We start from the raw sequence: 17,861 nt of genomic DNA, 5'->3' as shown, positions 1-17,861 counted from the left end.
AACAACGGCTGCAATAAATAAGTTCAGCTTGCCTTTTGACGTAACCCGGAGTTTGACGCATGAGATCGGATAACGAAATACAGCTGGATATCCTCTCCGGGCTGACATGGGAAACCAATATTACTGCCGCCGATTTTGGAGTTGTGGTGAAAGATGGCGTGGTTACCCTCAGTGGCAAGGTGGCCAGTTTTGCTGAAAAACGCTGTGCAGAGTTGGCCGTCATGCGCGTTTTCGATATAACTGCATTGCATACGAAAGTGGAAGTACATCTGCCGATCGCTGATGTAAGAACGGATAGAGATATTGGATTGGCACTGACGCAATTGATGCAGGGTATGGACTATCTGGACGAAGAAAAGATCAGCTTCATTGTCGAGAATGGTAACGTGACTGTCAGCGGTGAACTGGAATGGGAATTCCAGCACAATGCATTGATGCAGGAGGTTGCCGGGTTGACCGGTGTGCTTGACTTGCGCAGCCGGTTAACAATCCAGCCCTGAAACGCACCGCATTAAATGAGGTTCCAGAGCTGATTTTTTTGAGCAGTCAGGGCTATGTGGTTTTGCTGGCAATTAACTCTTGCAACTGGTCATGAACACGGCTGATCACGGCATTCCAGTCACCGTGTTCAGCTTGTCTGAACAGACGTATGGACGGATACCATGGTGTATCTTCACGATGGCGCATCCAGCGCCAGTCACTACCAATTCTGGGCAGCAATACCCAGCATGGTTTGCCAAGTGCACCGGCAATATGGGCAATAGCGGTATCAACACAAATGACCAGGTCCAGTTGATTGACGATGGCTGCCGTATCAGCAAAATCTTTGATATCCGTGCCCAGTGACAGAATAGGCTGGTTGGCTGCCGGTTGCAGCGCTTCCGTTTCTCCCTGGCCTTTTTGCAGACTGACAAAGCTGATATGCGACAACTGCCACAGAGGGGCCAGCGTTGCCAGACCCGGCAATGAGCGGTTCATGTCATTTTTATGCCCTTCGCTGCCTTTCCATACCAGGCCGACCTTGAAACCGGCATTCGGTATACGGCTTTGCCATTGCGCTGCCCTTTCAGGCAAGACCTTCAGATAAGGGAAGGTCGAAGGGATAGTCTCCAGTGTGGTCTTGAAATGAAAGGACAGGCTGAGTGCAAAACACCAGTAATCATGTGCAGGCAAGGTATCACCGTCGGTCAGGATGCGGTCCACGCCTTCAGCCGTTTCCAGTAATGCCTTCAGTGGCAGCTTGCAGAAAACGCTGATTTTGGCAGCGCCGGCTTGTTTCAACAATGTGACGTAACGGATAAACTGGATGTAATCACCGAAACCCTGCTCAGGCCAGATTACCAGCGATTTGCCGTGCAGTGATTCGCCCTTCCATTGAGGAAATGGAACATCCGGTTTCATGGTATTGGATTGCTGGGTGCGATTATCGTAGCGATATTCATGATAGGACCAGGCTTCTGCATAATGGCCTTTGGCCAGTAACAACAAGCCAAGATTGAATGCAGCATTGGTCATGCCAGAATTGAACTTCAGCGCCTGTTGATAACTTTTCTGCGCTTCATCCAGTTGTTCACAGTCTTTCAATGCCATGCCCAGGTTGTTGTAGGCTTCCGCCATATCCGGTTTGAGCGCTAGTGCGCGGCGGCAATTAGCCACGGCTTCGTCGAGTTGGCCGTGGGCATGCAAGGCGTTACCCAGATTGCTATAGGCTGTAGCCAGTTCGGGGTCGATTGCCAGTGCCTGGCGAAAATAGCTGATCGCCTCGTCGAGTTGCCCAATATCCCTGCAAACATTTGCCATATTATTGAGTGTGTCCGGCGAATCTGGCGCTATAGCCAGTGCCTGACGATAGCTGGCGATAGCGTCATTGTGTTGCCCCAGTTTATGCAAGACGTTACCAAGGTTATACAGTGCGTCAGCAAAATCTGGCTGGATTCTTAAGGCTTCCCGGCAGCTTTTCAATGCTGCATCGAACTCCTCGATTTCATGTGAGGCCGCACCGATATTATTGTGTATATGTGCCAGATCCGGATTCATTGCCAGTACCTTTCTCCAACTGGCAATGGCTTTTTCTGGCTGATTTTGGGGGATGAAGCTCAGTGCCAGGTTTTCGTGGGCTTCGATATTCTGAGGGTGTATCGAAATCGAGCGTTCAAAGCTGTCTATTGCTTCGGCAAACTTTTCCTGGCTATGCAACGCAGTACCCAGGCACAGATAAGCATGCGGCAAACCTGGATTGAGGGCGATGGCCTGTCTCAGCGTGTCAATAGCCTGATCCAGATCATTCATCTTGAACAGGGCATGGCCAAGATTGGTCAGGATGTCGGCATTGTCTGGTTGTATGTGCAGGGCATTTTTAAAATTTTCTGCGGCCGCAGCAAACTGATTGCTTTCATAGTCGATGTTTCCCAGATAATAGTGGAGCTCAAGAGACTGTGGGGTGATTGCCAATGCCTTGATGATGACCTGTCTGGCTTCTTCCACTTGGCCAGTCTGGAATAACAGTAAACATAATTCCCGGTAGGCGAGTTCAAAATCCGGTGCCAGTTCAATCACCTTTTCATAGCTGGCTCTGGCCAGTTCTGCTTTCCCTTGTGCCTGATACAGGCCGCCCAGGAAATAATGGGCGTCAGAGATGGATGGGTCCAGACTCAGTGCCTTTTGCAGATGCGGTTCAGCTTCGTCCAGACGGCCTTGCTCTTTAATCACAAAGCCAAGATTGCCATGTGCCTTTGCCAGGCCAGGATCAAGTGCAATCGCCTGACGATAGCTGGCCTCGGCCGCTGCAAGCTTGCCTTCGGCAAGATAAATATCACCTTGCTTTTTTTGTTCGGACGCGTTTTTTTCTGGCAGTGTTGAAGGCTGGCTGACAGCTGTCTGTGTTGGCAATGGTGCTGATTCAGAAGCAGTTTTTTTGCCGGAAAAAAGTTGTTTGATCTTGTTCAGCATCGTCTTTGTCTATATGCAAGATTAAAGTTGAGTGAAGTTTTGGGGTTTTGTTGCTGTATGTCGTATCCAGACGCCTTACATACAGCTTCCCAGGCTTTGACGCGCAGTATAACCTGCGTCTCGGCTATTTTGCTTTCTGGAAAGCTGACACAGCCGGAATTGATGCTGGAAACTGGATTGATGCGACTTGGGTTAGCATCCGGATTCATGTCCTGCGATGAGATCGGCGCAGTCGTCGTAACAGGGGAGGTGGGGTGGGGGAATAATTCTGACATTCCTGACTCTGTCAGGAGTTATTCTGATCATGGCGACACCTGCCGGTGTCGCCACAGACGCGATCAGGTCTTATTTTGCGCCATCGTTCTTCATCGCTTCCAGCTTGTCGTAACCGACTGCGGCAGACGCCGCCTTGATTGCTGCCATATCGACATTCTGGCCATGGGTTTCAACTATGAAGCGGCCTGCTACCAGCAAGCTGTATTCACCGGACGAGCCGTCTTTCTGAAATCTTTCATGCGTAGGGCGTCCATTGACCTTACCCATTTTTTCGTAACCGCCATCGGTTTCCTTGTCCTGTTCCATCATGCCCCAGGCAAACATGGCGCCGAACATTTTGCTACCGCCGGTATCGGTTACCGTTACCTGGATCTGATGGTTATTGTCATCGGTATAGCGCGCATCGGCTTTGGAAATCTTGAATTCGCCCATGGCTGATTTTTCACCTTCCAGGCTGCTACGCTTCAAGCCGCCGATGGTGTCAGGAAATAGTGCTTTCAGCTTATCCTTGTCCACCACTTCAGCCTGGCTGCCAGCACCCATGACGGTACCCAGGGCTTCGGCGGCTGCTTTTGCTTCAGCTTGCGGGTCACCAGATTTTTTTGCGGCCTCCATTTTTTTGTTGGCATCTTCCATCTGTTTACCCATTTTCTCCAATTCACCCAAAGCACCTTTGGCCTCTTCGGATTGCGCCGAGTGCAATGCACCTGCACCATACAGCGAAGCACCACCTACCGCACCAACTACGGTAGATATCACCACCATCAGGACGATGGAGCAAATTACCGAAACAGCGGTGTAGGCCGCCGCTTTTTCTTTCGGTGCCTTCATCAGCACGGGCAGCCCCAGGTACAAGACGTAAAAGCTGTAGAACGCAGCGATTATGCCGAGCATGCCCAGTGAGGGAATAATGTTCAGTATCCCCGCCAGCCAGGCCGGTGTAAATGCATAAGCAGTGACCTTCAACGCCTGCATGGGATTTTTTTCACCACCAAAATTTGGTGCCAGTGCGTTGATAATGAGAGAAATCAGGTAAATAGCGACCAAACCCAGCACAAAACTCAGCACCAGCGTCGTGACGCCGAGCAGGATGGGCGTGCGTATTGTACCGACAAGGGGGAGGCTAATGCCTATGAGAGTCATGCCAATGAAGCTGGCAAGTACCGGGATGGCAGACAGTGGCGCAATATAGTGCTGGTAGAGACTCGCCGTAGTGGTGCTTTCTTCCGCAATGACTGGCCATTCTGTTTGTGGTGTCAGCGTGATGTTTTTCGCACGTTCAATCAGATTCATGGATTTTCCTTCGATAAGTAGGGTAAGGCGCTATGGCGTGCGGACATATCTTTTGCGGTTTGCCTAAAAGATATGTCTGTACGCACTGATACTTGTAACGGAAAACAATAAAGCGAAAAGGATGCTACTTAGCTTTTGACTAACTGGCAAATTTTATTACAGAATTTTGCAAGTTAGTCATTAAACCAGAGTTGTTTGTGGCAGTTGCCTATATTTTGGCGTGAAATACCAGCAATAAATCATGAATTATGCCAAATTGGCAATGTTTATTGATTGCCCTTCAGCAGTTTCAAGAGTGAATTTACCTTGATTTGTCTTGCGTATTGTCTGCATATTGTCTGCGCATTGTCTGCGTATGGTTCAGATATCGATCTGTCCCAGGCGAGGGAAAAATCGTATGCCGGTTTTGTTCACCAGTTCCTGATAGCTGATGGGTTTGCTGGCACGGGCGGTGTCTGAATTTTCTATCCAGTGGGCCCAGGCACGTCCTGCACTGGGGTCATAGACCAGTTTGAACAGGTATTTGGGTACCCACACCTTGTTCGGCCCTACTGTGGCCGGGCGGGCATCATAAACCGGGCCAGTGATGACGTATACATCGCCCTGCGCACGCGAAATGTACTGGCGCGTTCCCTTTTCTATGGAAGCCCAGGTCTTGCGATTATTCAGTGGTGCCTGCGGCACCATATTGGCCAGCGAAAAACTCTGCGCCATGGCTTCTGTGCCAGCCATATCTCCGGCAGGTGCCATGTGGCCTCGATCAAAGCCCGAACCTTTGTAATCGTCCAGTTCTGCGCGGTCCGCGCGCGGCAGGCGGGCATCGGCAAAGAAATGATTGGTCCTTTCATTGTCTTTGGCCAGCTTGATGGTCTGGCGATTCAATTTTTCAGCGACGTAGACGGGCGTGCGGCTTTTGCCAGAGTGCAGCACGGCGAATGAAGAAAAGCACAGTGCACGGGTGCGCCATTCTGACTGGCGTGGCAGGTCGGGGATTTGCCCCTGGGCAAAAAATTGACGGCATTCAGAAAATTCCGGTGCTGCAGAAGCATGAATACCAATAAGGGATACAGCAAGACCAACAATGACTTGTTTGAGCATGGCTAAATAAAAAGTGTAAGGAAAAAAGACAAAGCAATGTCGCCGTCAGGCGCGTGTCATGACGGCTTTAGTGCATGAGGTGAAACAAATGGAGGGACGGAGGAGTGATGCTGTTGATGCAACAGGCGTGATGCTGGGTATAAAGCAGATGAAGACCTTAGTAATGCAAAAGGGGTCGCATTCTACACGGCATTTTCCTCAAGCCAGGCAATTCATATTTTTGATATGAAAACAAATGCCTTATTGGCAAGTGGTATTGTTTTGACGGTAACAAATTGAAACGTCTTTTTTTTAGGAAGCATGGCATATTGTTATTGATTGCCATGTAAGTTATGTCGGCGTTCACGTGCGCCTTATTTATATTTAATTTGTACTTATTCTTGCGGCAAATCTTCACCCTCTTTTAGAAGTGTCATGTCAGCTCAGCTTTTCCTTACGGTCGTAAAAAACAAAGTTATCACTCTGGATAAACGCTGGTTAGTGCTGTGCCTTTTGCTTACGGTCAGCCTGATTTATTGGCTGGATGAATATACCGGGCAACTGACTTTTTTTGCACCCTTCTATATTTTCCCGGTGGCGATGAGTGCCAGTTTATTGTCACGCCGGTGGACTATTTTCTTTGTCAGTTTGTGCAGCCTGGCGCGGGTACAGGTATTTAGTCAGACCTTCCCGGTTAGTTCTGCCTTGATGGTTTTTGATGTCGCTCAGAGTTTTTTGTTGTTTACTACTATCGCTGTACTGGCAATCCTCATCCAGAGGATGAGCCAGCGTCAATCCAAATATGCAGATTTCCTTGAAACCCATCTGCGTCATTTACGCCGGCAAAAACGCATCAAGGCCAGTATCAGGCGCGCCTTGCCGGAGGATGCAGATGAAATCGTGGAAGTTGCGGTCTGCGGTGCCAGGAGTGGCGGCCTGTCGGAAGAATTGTCAAATACGGTGCTGCAAAAGACGCTTGCCAAGGCATTCAGGCAAGGTATTGTCGAGGGCCAGACAATACGGGATGTCTGGATAGGCGGTAAGCAAAAAGTTTCCGTCGAATTCTGGGTATCCATGATCAATGGACGTGTTGCCGGCTTTTTCATGCTGTATGGTCTGGACAGCATGAATGGATCAGAGCGCGAATTGCATGCCATGGTGGTGAAAGACGATTATCTGGGTCTGGGCATAGGGTCGGCCATGACCGATTTTTTCTGTATGCATTTCAAAAACCGCCGCCTGTTTGCTGCCTGCAAGCCTGATTCCAAAATGATGAAAATGCTGACCCGCAGAGGGTTTGCGTTTTTCTGTTCTACAGATAACGAATACGTCATCATCGAGCGGCTGAATTAGTGCTGAATTAACGCTGACAATTTGCGTACATTCTGCCTGCCTCCTGCGGCTTGCCTATGTTGACTGGTTCAGTGTCGCCCAGCTTAAGCCAAATTTATGCAAATACTTTTTCAGCCGGTCAGCATCATTCGGGTTGGCTTTCGTGTTGCGTGAAGCGGCAAATAGTTTCCGGCCTGCTTCTGACAGCGATTTGCTGTGCAGGCAGATGCCCAGTACCACTTTGAGCTGCAAGGCATCAAATAAATCCAGCCCTGCGATTTGCGCTATATCCAGATAGGCATGCAAATCAACTTCTGACGCAATGCCAGTCTTGTCTCCGGCATAGGACCATAGGCGTTGCAGGCGCTTGATTTCATCCTCGACGATGCTGTCATTGATGCGCCCCGCATCTGCCAGGGTTGCCATGCGGGTGACTGATGCCGACAAGTCGCGGAAGTTACCTGTCCATACCGCTTGCGCAGATGTGGCAAAGGCCATGTAGCGATCCCGGGCTTCTTTATTGAAGCGTACCATTTGTCCATATTCGGCACTGAACTGTGCCAACTGGTAATCCATGTTCGGTGCGATATCCTCTGTCCGTTCACTCAGGCCCGGCAATTCATAGGTCCATAAATTGATGCGGGCAAACAGGTCTTCACGAAAGCGACCGGCTGCGACTTCCTTGCCCAGATCGCGGTTGGTACCGGCCACCAGCTGGAAATCGCTTTGTACTTCATGGTCACCGCCAACTGGCAAAAAACGCTTTTCTTCCACCGCTTTGAGCAGCATGGCCTGTTCATCCAGGCCAAGTTCGCCGATTTCATCCAGAAATAACAGGCCTTTGTGAGCAGCTCGCAACAAGCCGGGGCGATCCGACATCGCACCTGTAAACGCTCCCTTGATATGGCCAAACAAGGTAGAGCCAGCACCATCACCGCGCAGAGTGGCGCAATTGACTTCAACAAATTTTCCTTCCAGCTTGTGCCTGGCTTTTTTCAATTCAAATACCCGTTTTGCCAGAAATGATTTGCCGGCGCCAGTTGGGCCCATCAGCAGGATAGGCGCGCGGGATTTGATGGCGACCCGCTCAATTTCATCAATCATGGCATTGAAGCGCGCATTGCGGGTGGCGATGCCGGACTTCAAAAAAGCCACGCCATCTTCTTTTTCACGGGTAAAGCGCTGGGCAATCTGGTTGTAGCGTGACAGGTCCAGGTCAATCAGGGCAATTTCACCTGTATTCCCCTTGATTTGCCGACGTGGTGGCGAAGTCTGCAATAGTTTACCAGGCAGATAATTGGCCTCTGTCATCAGGAACAGGCAGATTTGTGCCACGTGCGTGCCAGTGGTGATGTGCACCCAGTATTCCTCAGTATCAGTATCGAAGCGATATGACCGGGCAAAATCAAACAGGCTGGCGTATACCTCTTCAAAATCCCATGGGTCTTGAATCGCCAACTGATGCGTGCGCAATGTCGTGGCCGGCGAGGTGGCGGCGATATCGTTTCTTAACTGTCCGATCAAGCCATCATGCTGACCACTGTGCAGCAACTCGATGCGATCGATGGCGATGTCGTCGCGCTGCGTCAGTGCCACTGTAGGCCGCCACTTTTCCCAGCGGCCACTGCCTTTGCCATTGTCCAGCTGGGTGCCGATAAATCCGATCACTACCTTGTTTTTGGGTTTCATATTTTGGATAAATATTTATCTATAAAGATAATTATAGTTTATTTTTGTATAAAAGGAAAAATTCAAGAAAATGAATAATTTATTAAAATATTCATGTAAATCAATGGCTTAAAGAAAATAAATGAAGATTTATCAAAGCTGGCACGGCCATTGCAATACATGAATGGAAGGGCATGCAGGCATGAAGGGAGTGCCACCACCGAAAACGATTAAGGACTGGGTGGTCTGGATAACACCAGATGTGGTCTAAGTGTTGTGATGAGCAAGGTTGCAGATGCAGGTTGCCGCTCTCCGTAAGGGTGTCAACTGGCGCGCGTTTCCAATCATCACAGCGGCCGGAAGTAATGCTCTGGTTGCCATGTTTTGCGGGTTCGAATCCCGTCGTGTCCACCAAAAACAAAAAGACTAGGAAATGAAAATGGTTAATACTCAATTGTTCCAAACGTTAAAAACATCCCTGGCAAACACATTTTTGCCAGTGGCGGATACAGCAAATTTTTCAGGTGCACCTGCTTACAAGTTCACGCCTGAACACAAGCTGGTGCAATACGCAGCAACCGGTTGCCTGAATGCGACTTACTACGCAAGTGCAGAAGCGCAACTGGCAACCGTACTGGATTTGACAAAAGAAGTATCACCACTGTTTGTCGCCCAGACTGCGATCTATTGCCGTGAACGTGGCTATATGAAAGACATGCCGGCCTTGCTGGTCGCTGCGCTGACCATGCGCAATGCAACTGAATTGCCACGCACCTTTAAACGGGTGATGAACAACGGCAAGATGTTGCGGAACTTTGTGCAGATATTGCGTTCCGGTGCTATCGGTCGCAAGTCTTTGGGCTCACGTCCAAAGAAACTGGTACAAACTGGTTGAACACAGCTAGCGAAAAAGAATTGCTGGCAGCGGCCGTAGGTACGACACCGTCTTTGGCTGACGTGGTGAAGATGGTGCACCCCAAACCAGTCGAAGCATGGCGTGAAGCTTTCTTTGCCTGGTTGATAGACAAGCCATACAAGGCCGAAGCTTTGCCGCCCGTGGTGGCAGCGTTTGAAGCATACAAGAAAGACCGCAGCCTGGCTTTGCCGGATGTGCCTTTCCAGATGCTGACAGCGATGGATTTGACGACAGAAGACCGGGCACAAATCGCCCGCCAGGCGGGTTGGCAGATGTTGCGTATGAACCTGAATACCTTTGGCCGTCATGGCGTGTATGAATTGCCAGGTATGGTTGACTTGATTGCCGACAAACTGCGTAATGCCGGGGCAATTGCCAAAGCCAAGGTGTTTCCTTATCAGTTGATGGCAGCATACAAGGCCGCCAATGAAGGCGTACCGTTGCCGATCAAGAATGCATTGCAGGATGCGATGGAAATTGCCCTGAGCAATGTGCCAGAAATAGCTGGCAAAGTCGTGGTGTGTGCGGACGTATCTGGTTCCATGTCTTCACCAGTCAGCGGTCATCGTGGTTCTGCAACGACAGCAGTACGTTGCATAGACGTGGCAGCTTTGGTTGCTGCAGCGATGTTACGCAAGAATCCGTCCACGCTGGTATTGCCTTTTGAAAACCAGGTTGTGAAATGCGATTTGAATCCACGTGACAGCGTGATGACGAATGCGCAAAAACTGGCAGCAATCGGTGGTGGTGGTACCAATTGCAGCGCACCTTTGGTGAAGTTGAACAAAGAAAATGCCAAGGCTGACCTGGTAATTTTTGTGTCTGACAATGAATCTTGGATGGATGCAAGCCGTAGCCGTTCAACGGCAACCATGGTTGAATGGAATGCGTTTAAAAACCGCAATCCACAAGCGAAGCTGATGTGTATAGACATTGCGCCGTATGGCACTAGCCAGGCAGCCGAAAGAGATGATGTATTGAATGTTGGTGGTTTTTCTGATGCTGTCTTCAAGATCATCGCCTCATTCGCTGCCGGTCAGTTGAGTGCGGAGCATTGGGTAGGTGAAGTAAAAGCAATCGATATTTAGAACCTGTTCACGATCTTACTGCGCGAGCGCAATCAGAGTCCACGCGGGGCTCATGTGCTGCTCAAAATGCTCATGTACTAGAGTACATTCCGCTTTTTGCGCTGCACTTAGTTACCCTTGCCCCGCTGACGCACGCTCGCTACAGATCGTAAACAGGTTCTTAGAGAACCTCTGACGGAGCACATGCTGTAAAAGCTTCGTCAGACCAGGTAACAAACGTTTTTGAACGCAGCATGAATGTAAATGTGATTACATCTCCAAACAGTAAAGTCACTTTTAATCTTTGTCATGCTGTGTTTCAAAGGCCATTTGAACATGGTGTTGAGTTTTAAATGCAGTACGAATGCGCAGGCGATTACATCCAAATCAATCGCAGGCAAACCTTGTCGTACAGTGTTTCTCAAGGCCGTAATTGAATGCCGCAGTACAGGTTTTGAATACGGCATGAATGCTGACGTGATTACATATGGGATGATTATCACGTTTAATCCTTGTCATGCCATATTCAATAAATATCGTTGCTGTAGTTTTTTGAATGCCGTGTGAATGCTCATGTGACTAAATTTGCAATGTTCACAGAAGTTTTTGTCACTCGGCGATTCAAAGAAATTGAAGTAGTAAAGGTTTTGGACAGTGTAAGAATGCAGACGTGACTACATTTTACGAAAATGAAGCGGTCACTTCAGATCTTTGTCTTACGCTTGTTCAATATGGTTTTACCCGAATGCCATCAGGATTACATAGGCATTAGAACTCGTGTCGATTGATGAAGTGAGTTCTATTTGGTTCGAATCCAATCTGAGCCACACCGAAAGGATGGGTTAGAAGGTCCTGGTAACACTTGTCGGGGTTTTATTTAACAGTGCTGACGTGATGAAAAGTGGAAAACAAAGACGAGCAGAAATCATGGAAAAGCGGCGCGCCCGCATACCTGTGAAAGAAAGTTTTGATATCTATGCAATGCCCACACCTGCCGGAGCGGTTATGGCTGATCGTGAAATATTAAAACACAATAATACTTACAGTTTGCTACCCTTGTTTTATGTGGACTATGCCTTTAATTGTCGTGATTGTGGATGTGCCCAGATATGGACAGGCAAGCAGCAGAAGTGGTGGTATGAAATCATGCAGGGCAATATCAATAGCGTAGCTGTTCGATGTCGATCTTGCAGAAAGACGGAACAACAAAGAAAGAAGCTTGCCAGGGAAATCCATTTGAGTGGTCTGGCAGCAAAGTACGAACATTGAAGTTTTCACGCGAATGCTGGTGAACATTCAACGGTCCTAAGTGGAGAAAGAGATGCGTGAACGGTCTCGTGTAACCTGGGTACTGTCTCCTCACAGAGACTCCTGGCCGTGCCGTTTCGCCTTCCCTTGTCGCAGCAAGTAATTGAAACTGAAATAGTTTGTGCAGTGAGTAAAAGTTTAGGCGAATGCTGATGAAACTACATCGCTAAGGACGAAGATGTCGTGGGTTCGATCCCCATCACGGTGTCATTGATTCCGTGTAGCTCAGTGGTAGAGCGCTTGTGGGCAACCACAGACGTTTCATCAACCCTTGTCGCCACCCTGAATTTAAAAAAGAAAAAAGAGAAAATATGAAACACGAAGATTACGATGTAATGCAATACGAAAATGGTCGTCCTATCAAAATGTGGACCAAAGGGGTTCCGGTTGAAGATGAAGCCAAAAAGCAATTGGCGAATACTGCGCGTATGCCTTTCATCTACAAACATATTGCCGTGATGCCGGATGTGCATTTGGGTAAAGGGTCCACCATCGGTAGCGTGATTCCTACCCTGGGTGCAGTGATCCCTGCTGCGGTCGGTGTGGATATCGGTTGCGGAATGATGGCTGCCAAAACCACTTTGCACGCCAATGATTTGCCAGATAACCTGGGTCCTTTGCGTACAGCGATAGAAAAAGCCATACCGCATGGTATGTCACCCAAGACCCGTAGCTTCAAAGGCCGCGATAAAGGTGCATGGGAAAGCCCGCCAAGTGCTGTGGATGCAGCCTGGGCGCAATTGAAAGAGGGTTTCGATGAAATTTGTTTGAAAACCCCGCGTTTGAAAAACACCAATAACTACCGTCACCTGGGAACCTTGGGTAGCGGTAACCACTTTGTTGAAGTATGTCTGGATGAAGCGAATGCCGTGTGGTTTATGTTGCATTCCGGTTCCCGTGGTGTAGGTAATGCAATCGGTAGCCATTTCATTGAAATGGCCAAGCAGGATATGCGTACCCATTTCATTAATCTGCCAGATCAGGATCTGGCTTATTTGCCGGAAGGTACCCAGCATTACAATGATTACATTGAAGCCGTGGGATGGGCGCAGAAATTTGCCCGTTTGAACCGTGAAGTGATGATGCAGAATTTGATTGCTGCAGTACGTACCGTGATCAGCAAGCCGTTTGAAACCCATGTAGAAGCGGTGAACTGTCATCATAACTATGTGCAGAAAGAACATCACTTCGGTAAAGATGTGCTGGTAACCCGTAAAGGGGCAGTGTCTGCGCGTGCCGGTGAACTGGGGATCATCCCTGGTTCCATGGGGGCAAAAAGCTTTATCGTGCGTGGTAAAGGGAATGAAGAAAGCTTCAATAGCTGTAGTCACGGTGCAGGTCGTACCATGAGCCGTACTGCAGCCAAGAAACTGTATACCGTCGCCGATCAGATCGCCGCAACCGAAGGTGTGGAATGCCGTAAAGATGCCGATGTGATTGATGAAATTCCTATGGCATACAAAGACATCGACGCCGTAATGCTGGCCCAAAGCGCATTGGTAGATGTGGTGCACGTATTGAAGCAGGTTGTGTGCGTTAAGGGGTGAAAATAGCAAGACCTCTCAACACAGAGGCACAGAGACACCGAGAAATTCAAGAGAAAACTTATCTGTCGGAACAGTTTGTCGAGATATCGAATGATATGGTTCCCTTCTGTTTTTCTCTGTGTCTCTGTGTCTCTGTGGTTAATGGTCTTGAACTTGATTTGATTTGAAAATAAAAATAATGAATAAGAAAATGATAGAACTGGATGGCTCTTTGGGTGAAGGTGGCGGTCAGATTTTGCGCACTTCTCTCAGCCTGTCCATGATTACCGGTCAGCCTTTCCGTATCGTAAATATCCGTGCCGGACGTTCCAAACCTGGCCTCTTGCGCCAGCATCTGGTAGCGGTACAGGCTGCGGCTGCCGTCAGTGGTGCCCAGGTGACGGGCGCGCAATTGGGTTCGACGACACTGGAATTTATTCCATCTACCATCCGTGGTGGCGACTACCAGTTTGCCATCGGCAGTGCAGGTAGCTGTACCCTGGTATTGCAGACCCTGGTGCCTGCCTTGCTGTATGCCGATGCAGCAAGCACTGTCAAGATTACGGGCGGTACCCATAACGACATGGCACCGCCTGCGCAGTTTTTGCAAAAGGCCTATGGCCGTGTGCTGCAACAGATGGATGCCGAAGTCAGTTTTGAGTTGAAACGTTATGGATTTTTTCCGGCAGGCGGTGGTGAAATTATCGCCAGCGTCACACCTTGTGCACAGTTGAAAAAGCTGGATATTCTGGAACGTGGCGAACGACTCAAAGGCTATGCCGAAAGTTTTATTGCCGGCGTACCTGCGGATGTAGCCAAGCGCGAATTGCAATGCGTGGGCAGTGACATGGGCTGGTCACAAGATCAGTTGTTGATCCGTGGCCTGAGCAATGATCAGGGGCCAGGCAATGTGTTGCTGATTACGCTCGAACATCAACATGTTACCGAGGTGTTTTGTGGTTTCGGTGAAAAAGCAGTCAAGGCAGAAAATGTCGCCAAAAGAGCAGTGCAGGAACTGCGTGAATACGTCGCGTCCGGCGCCGCCGTAGGTGAGCATCTGGCAGACCAGATCATACTGTTGTTTGCCCTGGCTGGTGGTGGCAGCTTTACGACCAGTCAGGTGTCCGGCCATGCAAAGACAAATGCTGGGGTAATCAGTAAATTTTTACCGGTACACACCGAATTCTCCGTTCAGGAAAAAGCTTTCCTGTGCAGTATGCGTTCGTTACGTTGATCGCATCATGAAAAAGCATAAAATGCAAAAAACATGATCTGAATTAATTGTATTGACACAGCGATTTCTTTTCATGCAGAATAGGAGTCCTTCGGGTTGCGGTAATTTCGCAATTCGATTTTTCATCAACCCCAATTCAAAGAAAGGAACGACCATGCCACGGAATACGGCTAACAACAATCAAGATTCTTAGCCCCGTGCGCGACGCTCGGGGTTAAGGCACAGCCTACCCGAGCCGGTCGTTTTTTTCGAAAACCCCGGTGAGGAAACTCGTCGGGGTTTTTCATTTTCCAGACCTGTATGGCGGTTTGAGCAAGCAGCACTTTCATGGATTGATTCCATGACGGGGCGGGCTTTGCTCATTCCAAAGAAAGCCAGATCAGTACCTGCAAAATATTGCTTGATATAGCAAAGAAAAAACACCGGCATCATGGAAAGAAAATGTATGCCTGTAGCAAAAAGCCTGCACAAGGGACGTGTCCCTGTGCATATTTTTACGGACGATATTGATCACACTGCCTTGCAGCAGTTGCTCAATATAGCCAACCTGCCTATCGTCCATCCCCATGTGGCGGCCATGCCTGATGTACATGCCGGCATAGGGGCAACGGTGGGAAGTGTAATACCAACCCGCTCGGCGATTATTCCTGCTGCAGTCGGTGTGGATATCGGTTGCGGCATGAATGCCGTGCGCACCACGTTGACGGCCAGCCAGTTGCCGGACAACCTGGCCAAACTGCGCAGCGCACTGGAAGCTTCCATTCCTGTCGGGTTTGAACAGCATGAATGGAACAAGGTACGTGGTTCTGCCCATGCCCGCGTTGGTCGGCCCCTGAATGACAGACTGGACAGGATAGTGGCCCGGCACAAGGGCATCATGAAAATGCAGCACAAGTTTGCCCAAACCTGGATCTGTCAGTTGGGTACACTGGGTGGTGGTAATCACTTCATCGAAATCTGTATCGATGAAGAACAGCGTGTCTGGATCATGTTGCATTCCGGTTCGCGCGGTATAGGAAATGTCATAGGACGCTATTTCATTTCTGCTGCAAAGAAGGACATGCAAAGACATCAGATTCATTTGCCGGACAAGGATTTATCCTATTTCAGCGAAGGCTCTGAACTGTTTGATGATTATGTCGAGGCAGTTGACTGGGCGCAGGATTACGCCCTCGTCAACCGCAGCGAAATGATGCGTCGTGCGCTGGATGTATTGGCGCAGCAGGTGACTAGCTTCAAACTGGATGGCGAGGCAATTAATTGCCATCACAATTATGTATCACAGGAAACCCATGCAAATGAAAAGCTGTTCATTACACGCAAGGGTGCCATTTCTGCCCGTGCGGGCGAGATGGGCATCATTCCTGGCAGCATGGGTGCACGCAGTTATATTGTCAGAGGCAAGGGTAATCCTGAATCCTTTTGCTCATGTTCACATGGGGCGGGACGCAGGATGAGCCGTTCTGAAGCCAAGCGCAAATTTAACCGCTTCGATCTGGCAGAACAAACTGCTGGTATAGAATGTCGCAAGGATGGTGGCGTGGTGGATGAAATTCCGGCGGCGTACAAAGACATCGACCAGGTCATGGCACATCAGCATGATCTGGTGGAAGTGGTACATACGCTGCGCCAGGTCGTTTGTGTGAAAGGGTAGAAGATGAAAATCCGTATTAAATTACCCAAATCCAGGAACCCCCTGGCTGTACTGGCAAAGCAACGCCAGGCCGGTGCCCATGGCAGTTACCGCGTCGAACGTAGCGAACGTCGGAAAGCAAAGCAGAGTCTGTATAAAGTATTGAGTGGACGAGCAAAAGATGTGGATGGTGACTGACAGGTTTGCCATATACTGATTTCGTATTGATTGAATCAGCCCTCTGTCTGAACAGGATAGAGGGCTTTTTCTTTTCGGCAATTTTTCTCATTGCAGCGACGGTATGCATAAAAAGAACAGTCTGCTCCAGTTTTTCATGACAGGACTGGAAATCCTTTGCGGTCTGCCAGTGTAGCTCGGTAGAATCGGTGCATCAAAAATATAATAACGCTTCCAGGTAAGCGAAAATATCTCATGAACAAGCAATCACGCCTGCAGGCTATCGATTTATTGCGCGGCCTGGTCATCGTGCTGATGGCGCTGGACCATACCCGCGATTTCTTTGCCCCCACGGCTTTCGATCCCCTGAATTTGCAACTGGGTTATCCGGCATTGTTCTGGACACGCTGGATCACGCATTTGTGCGCTCCCATTTTTGTCATGCTGGCCGGTATGTCGGCTTTTTTGCGCAGCCAGCACAGAGACAAGAAAGATATGTCACGTTACCTGTTAAGCCGTGGTGCCCTGATGATATTGCTGGAATGGACCTGGGTCAGCTTTAGCTGGCAATTTGGTTTCACGACTTTCATTTTGCAGGTGATCTGGGCCATAGGTGTCGCCATGATGGCGTTGGCCGGTTTGATCTGGCTGCCGCGCTGGGCCTTGATTACCTGTGCTGTTGCCCTGATCCTGCCGCATAACCTGCTGGATGCCTTGCATGGCAAGGACAGTGGCCTGCTCTTCATGGCCTGGCATCAGGGTGGGTACTACCCTTTGTGGGGAGATGTCGGTATCTATTTTGCCTACCCCCTCATGCCCTGGATAGGCTTAATGGCTGGTGCTTATGCCATCGGCCCGGTCATGTTGTGGGATGCCGGACGCAGACAACATTTTCTGTTTACGGCAGCGATAGTCTTGTTGCTAAGTTTTGTCATTTTACGTAGCGGTAATTTTTATGGCGACCCGGATGCATGGAGTGTGCAAGGGAAAAATTTCTTATACGACTTGATGTCCTTTGTGAAAGTGCATAAATATCCACCTTCCTTACTGTATCTGTGCATTACCCTGGGTATAGGCCTGGGCGCGCTGGGATTGCTGGAGCGTTATGTGCAACGCCCCTGGCCAACGCTGATGCTGTTTGGCAAGTCTCCCATGTTTTTTTACCTGGTGCACATTGCCCTGATCCATGCGCTGGGCTGGGTATATATGCAGGTACGCTATGGCCAGCAGATTGATTTTCGCAGCAAAGGCGTGGTCATCCCCGACTATCAACCGTCTTTGTTAATCTGTTATGCAGCCTGGATAGTGGTACTGGTGTTGATGTGGGGGCTGACTGGCTGGTGGAACAGGAGTCGCCAGAAGACAGGTACGGGCATGTCTGCCGTATCTGTACATTGAAACCGTT

At 49.3% G+C, this 17,861-nt stretch carries 14 protein-coding genes; 10 read left to right on the top strand and 4 right to left on the bottom strand.

What is annotated here, in order from left to right; genetic code table 11:
• Positions 1-59 precede the first annotated feature (59 nt).
• Positions 60-500 carry a BON domain-containing protein gene (locus H8L32_RS21100; protein ID WP_186949239.1) on the top strand — a complete coding sequence of 147 codons (441 nt, stop codon included), beginning with the start codon at positions 60-62 and terminating at the stop codon, positions 498-500.
• A gap of 52 nt (positions 501-552) precedes the next feature.
• Here the strand turns inward: H8L32_RS21100 and H8L32_RS21095 are convergent, their stop codons facing one another.
• The 3 genes from H8L32_RS21095 to H8L32_RS21085 form a co-directional block, all read right to left on the bottom strand.
• On the bottom strand, positions 553-2,949 hold the full coding sequence (locus tag H8L32_RS21095) for a tetratricopeptide repeat protein (protein ID WP_186949238.1): 2,397 nt from the start codon (positions 2,947-2,949) through the stop codon (positions 553-555).
• Between the two features lie 345 nt (positions 2,950-3,294).
• Positions 3,295-4,518: a Yip1 family protein gene (locus H8L32_RS21090; RefSeq protein ID WP_186949237.1), complete on the bottom strand. Its 1,224-nt coding sequence runs from the start codon at positions 4,516-4,518 to the stop codon at positions 3,295-3,297.
• Positions 4,519-4,878: 360 nt separating this feature from the next.
• Positions 4,879-5,616 carry a DNA/RNA non-specific endonuclease gene (locus H8L32_RS21085; RefSeq protein ID WP_186949236.1) on the bottom strand — a complete coding sequence of 246 codons (738 nt, stop codon included), beginning with the start codon at positions 5,614-5,616 and terminating at the stop codon, positions 4,879-4,881.
• A gap of 414 nt (positions 5,617-6,030) precedes the next feature.
• On the opposite strand from H8L32_RS21085, the gene H8L32_RS21080 reads away from it, so the two are divergent.
• Positions 6,031-6,948, top strand: coding sequence for a GNAT family N-acetyltransferase (locus H8L32_RS21080; RefSeq protein ID WP_186949235.1), 918 nt, complete (start codon positions 6,031-6,033; stop codon positions 6,946-6,948).
• A 54-nt stretch (positions 6,949-7,002) separates the two neighbouring features.
• On the opposite strand, the gene rtcR is transcribed toward H8L32_RS21080, so the two are convergent.
• Positions 7,003-8,616, bottom strand: coding sequence for an RNA repair transcriptional activator RtcR (gene rtcR / locus H8L32_RS21075; protein ID WP_186949234.1), 1,614 nt, complete (start codon positions 8,614-8,616; stop codon positions 7,003-7,005).
• A 418-nt stretch (positions 8,617-9,034) separates the two neighbouring features.
• On the opposite strand from rtcR, the gene H8L32_RS27850 reads away from it, so the two are divergent.
• The 8 genes from H8L32_RS27850 to H8L32_RS21040 all read left to right on the top strand — a co-directional run bounded on the left by H8L32_RS27850 (position 9,035) and on the right by H8L32_RS21040 (position 17,854).
• Positions 9,035-9,490, top strand: a complete 456-nt coding sequence (locus tag H8L32_RS27850) for a hypothetical protein (protein WP_230412337.1) — start codon at positions 9,035-9,037, stop codon at positions 9,488-9,490.
• Positions 9,487-10,599, top strand: coding sequence for a vWA domain-containing protein (locus H8L32_RS21070; protein ID WP_230412336.1), 1,113 nt, complete (start codon positions 9,487-9,489; stop codon positions 10,597-10,599). Before H8L32_RS27850 ends, H8L32_RS21070 begins: the two co-directional genes overlap by 4 nt.
• 906 nt (positions 10,600-11,505) lie before the next feature.
• Positions 11,506-11,847, top strand: a complete 342-nt coding sequence (locus H8L32_RS21065) for a zinc-ribbon domain containing protein (protein WP_230412335.1) — start codon at positions 11,506-11,508, stop codon at positions 11,845-11,847.
• A gap of 350 nt (positions 11,848-12,197) precedes the next feature.
• Entirely contained in the window at positions 12,198-13,433 is a 1,236-nt protein-coding gene (locus H8L32_RS21060) for an RtcB family protein (protein ID WP_186949232.1), read from the top strand.
• A 178-nt stretch (positions 13,434-13,611) separates the two neighbouring features.
• Entirely contained in the window at positions 13,612-14,646 is a 1,035-nt protein-coding gene (rtcA, locus tag H8L32_RS21055; protein ID WP_222619441.1) for an RNA 3'-terminal phosphate cyclase, read from the top strand.
• A gap of 445 nt (positions 14,647-15,091) precedes the next feature.
• On the top strand, positions 15,092-16,300 hold the full coding sequence (locus H8L32_RS21050) for an RtcB family protein (protein ID WP_186949231.1): 1,209 nt from the start codon (positions 15,092-15,094) through the stop codon (positions 16,298-16,300).
• A gap of 3 nt (positions 16,301-16,303) precedes the next feature.
• Positions 16,304-16,477, top strand: coding sequence for a hypothetical protein (locus H8L32_RS21045; RefSeq protein WP_186949230.1), 174 nt, complete (start codon positions 16,304-16,306; stop codon positions 16,475-16,477).
• Positions 16,478-16,711: 234 nt separating this feature from the next.
• The gene (locus H8L32_RS21040) at positions 16,712-17,854 is read left to right on the top strand and encodes a DUF1624 domain-containing protein (protein ID WP_186949229.1); all 1,143 of its coding nucleotides are present in this window, start codon (positions 16,712-16,714) and stop codon (positions 17,852-17,854) included.
• The last annotated feature ends 7 nt before the right edge of the window (positions 17,855-17,861 follow it).

This window comes from Undibacterium hunanense (genome assembly GCF_014284335.1).
In the GTDB taxonomy this organism is placed as follows: domain Bacteria; phylum Pseudomonadota; class Gammaproteobacteria; order Burkholderiales; family Burkholderiaceae_D; genus Undibacterium; species Undibacterium hunanense.
The sequence above is the reverse complement of the archived record's forward strand: the minus strand, read 5'-3'. Positions and strand labels throughout refer to the sequence as shown.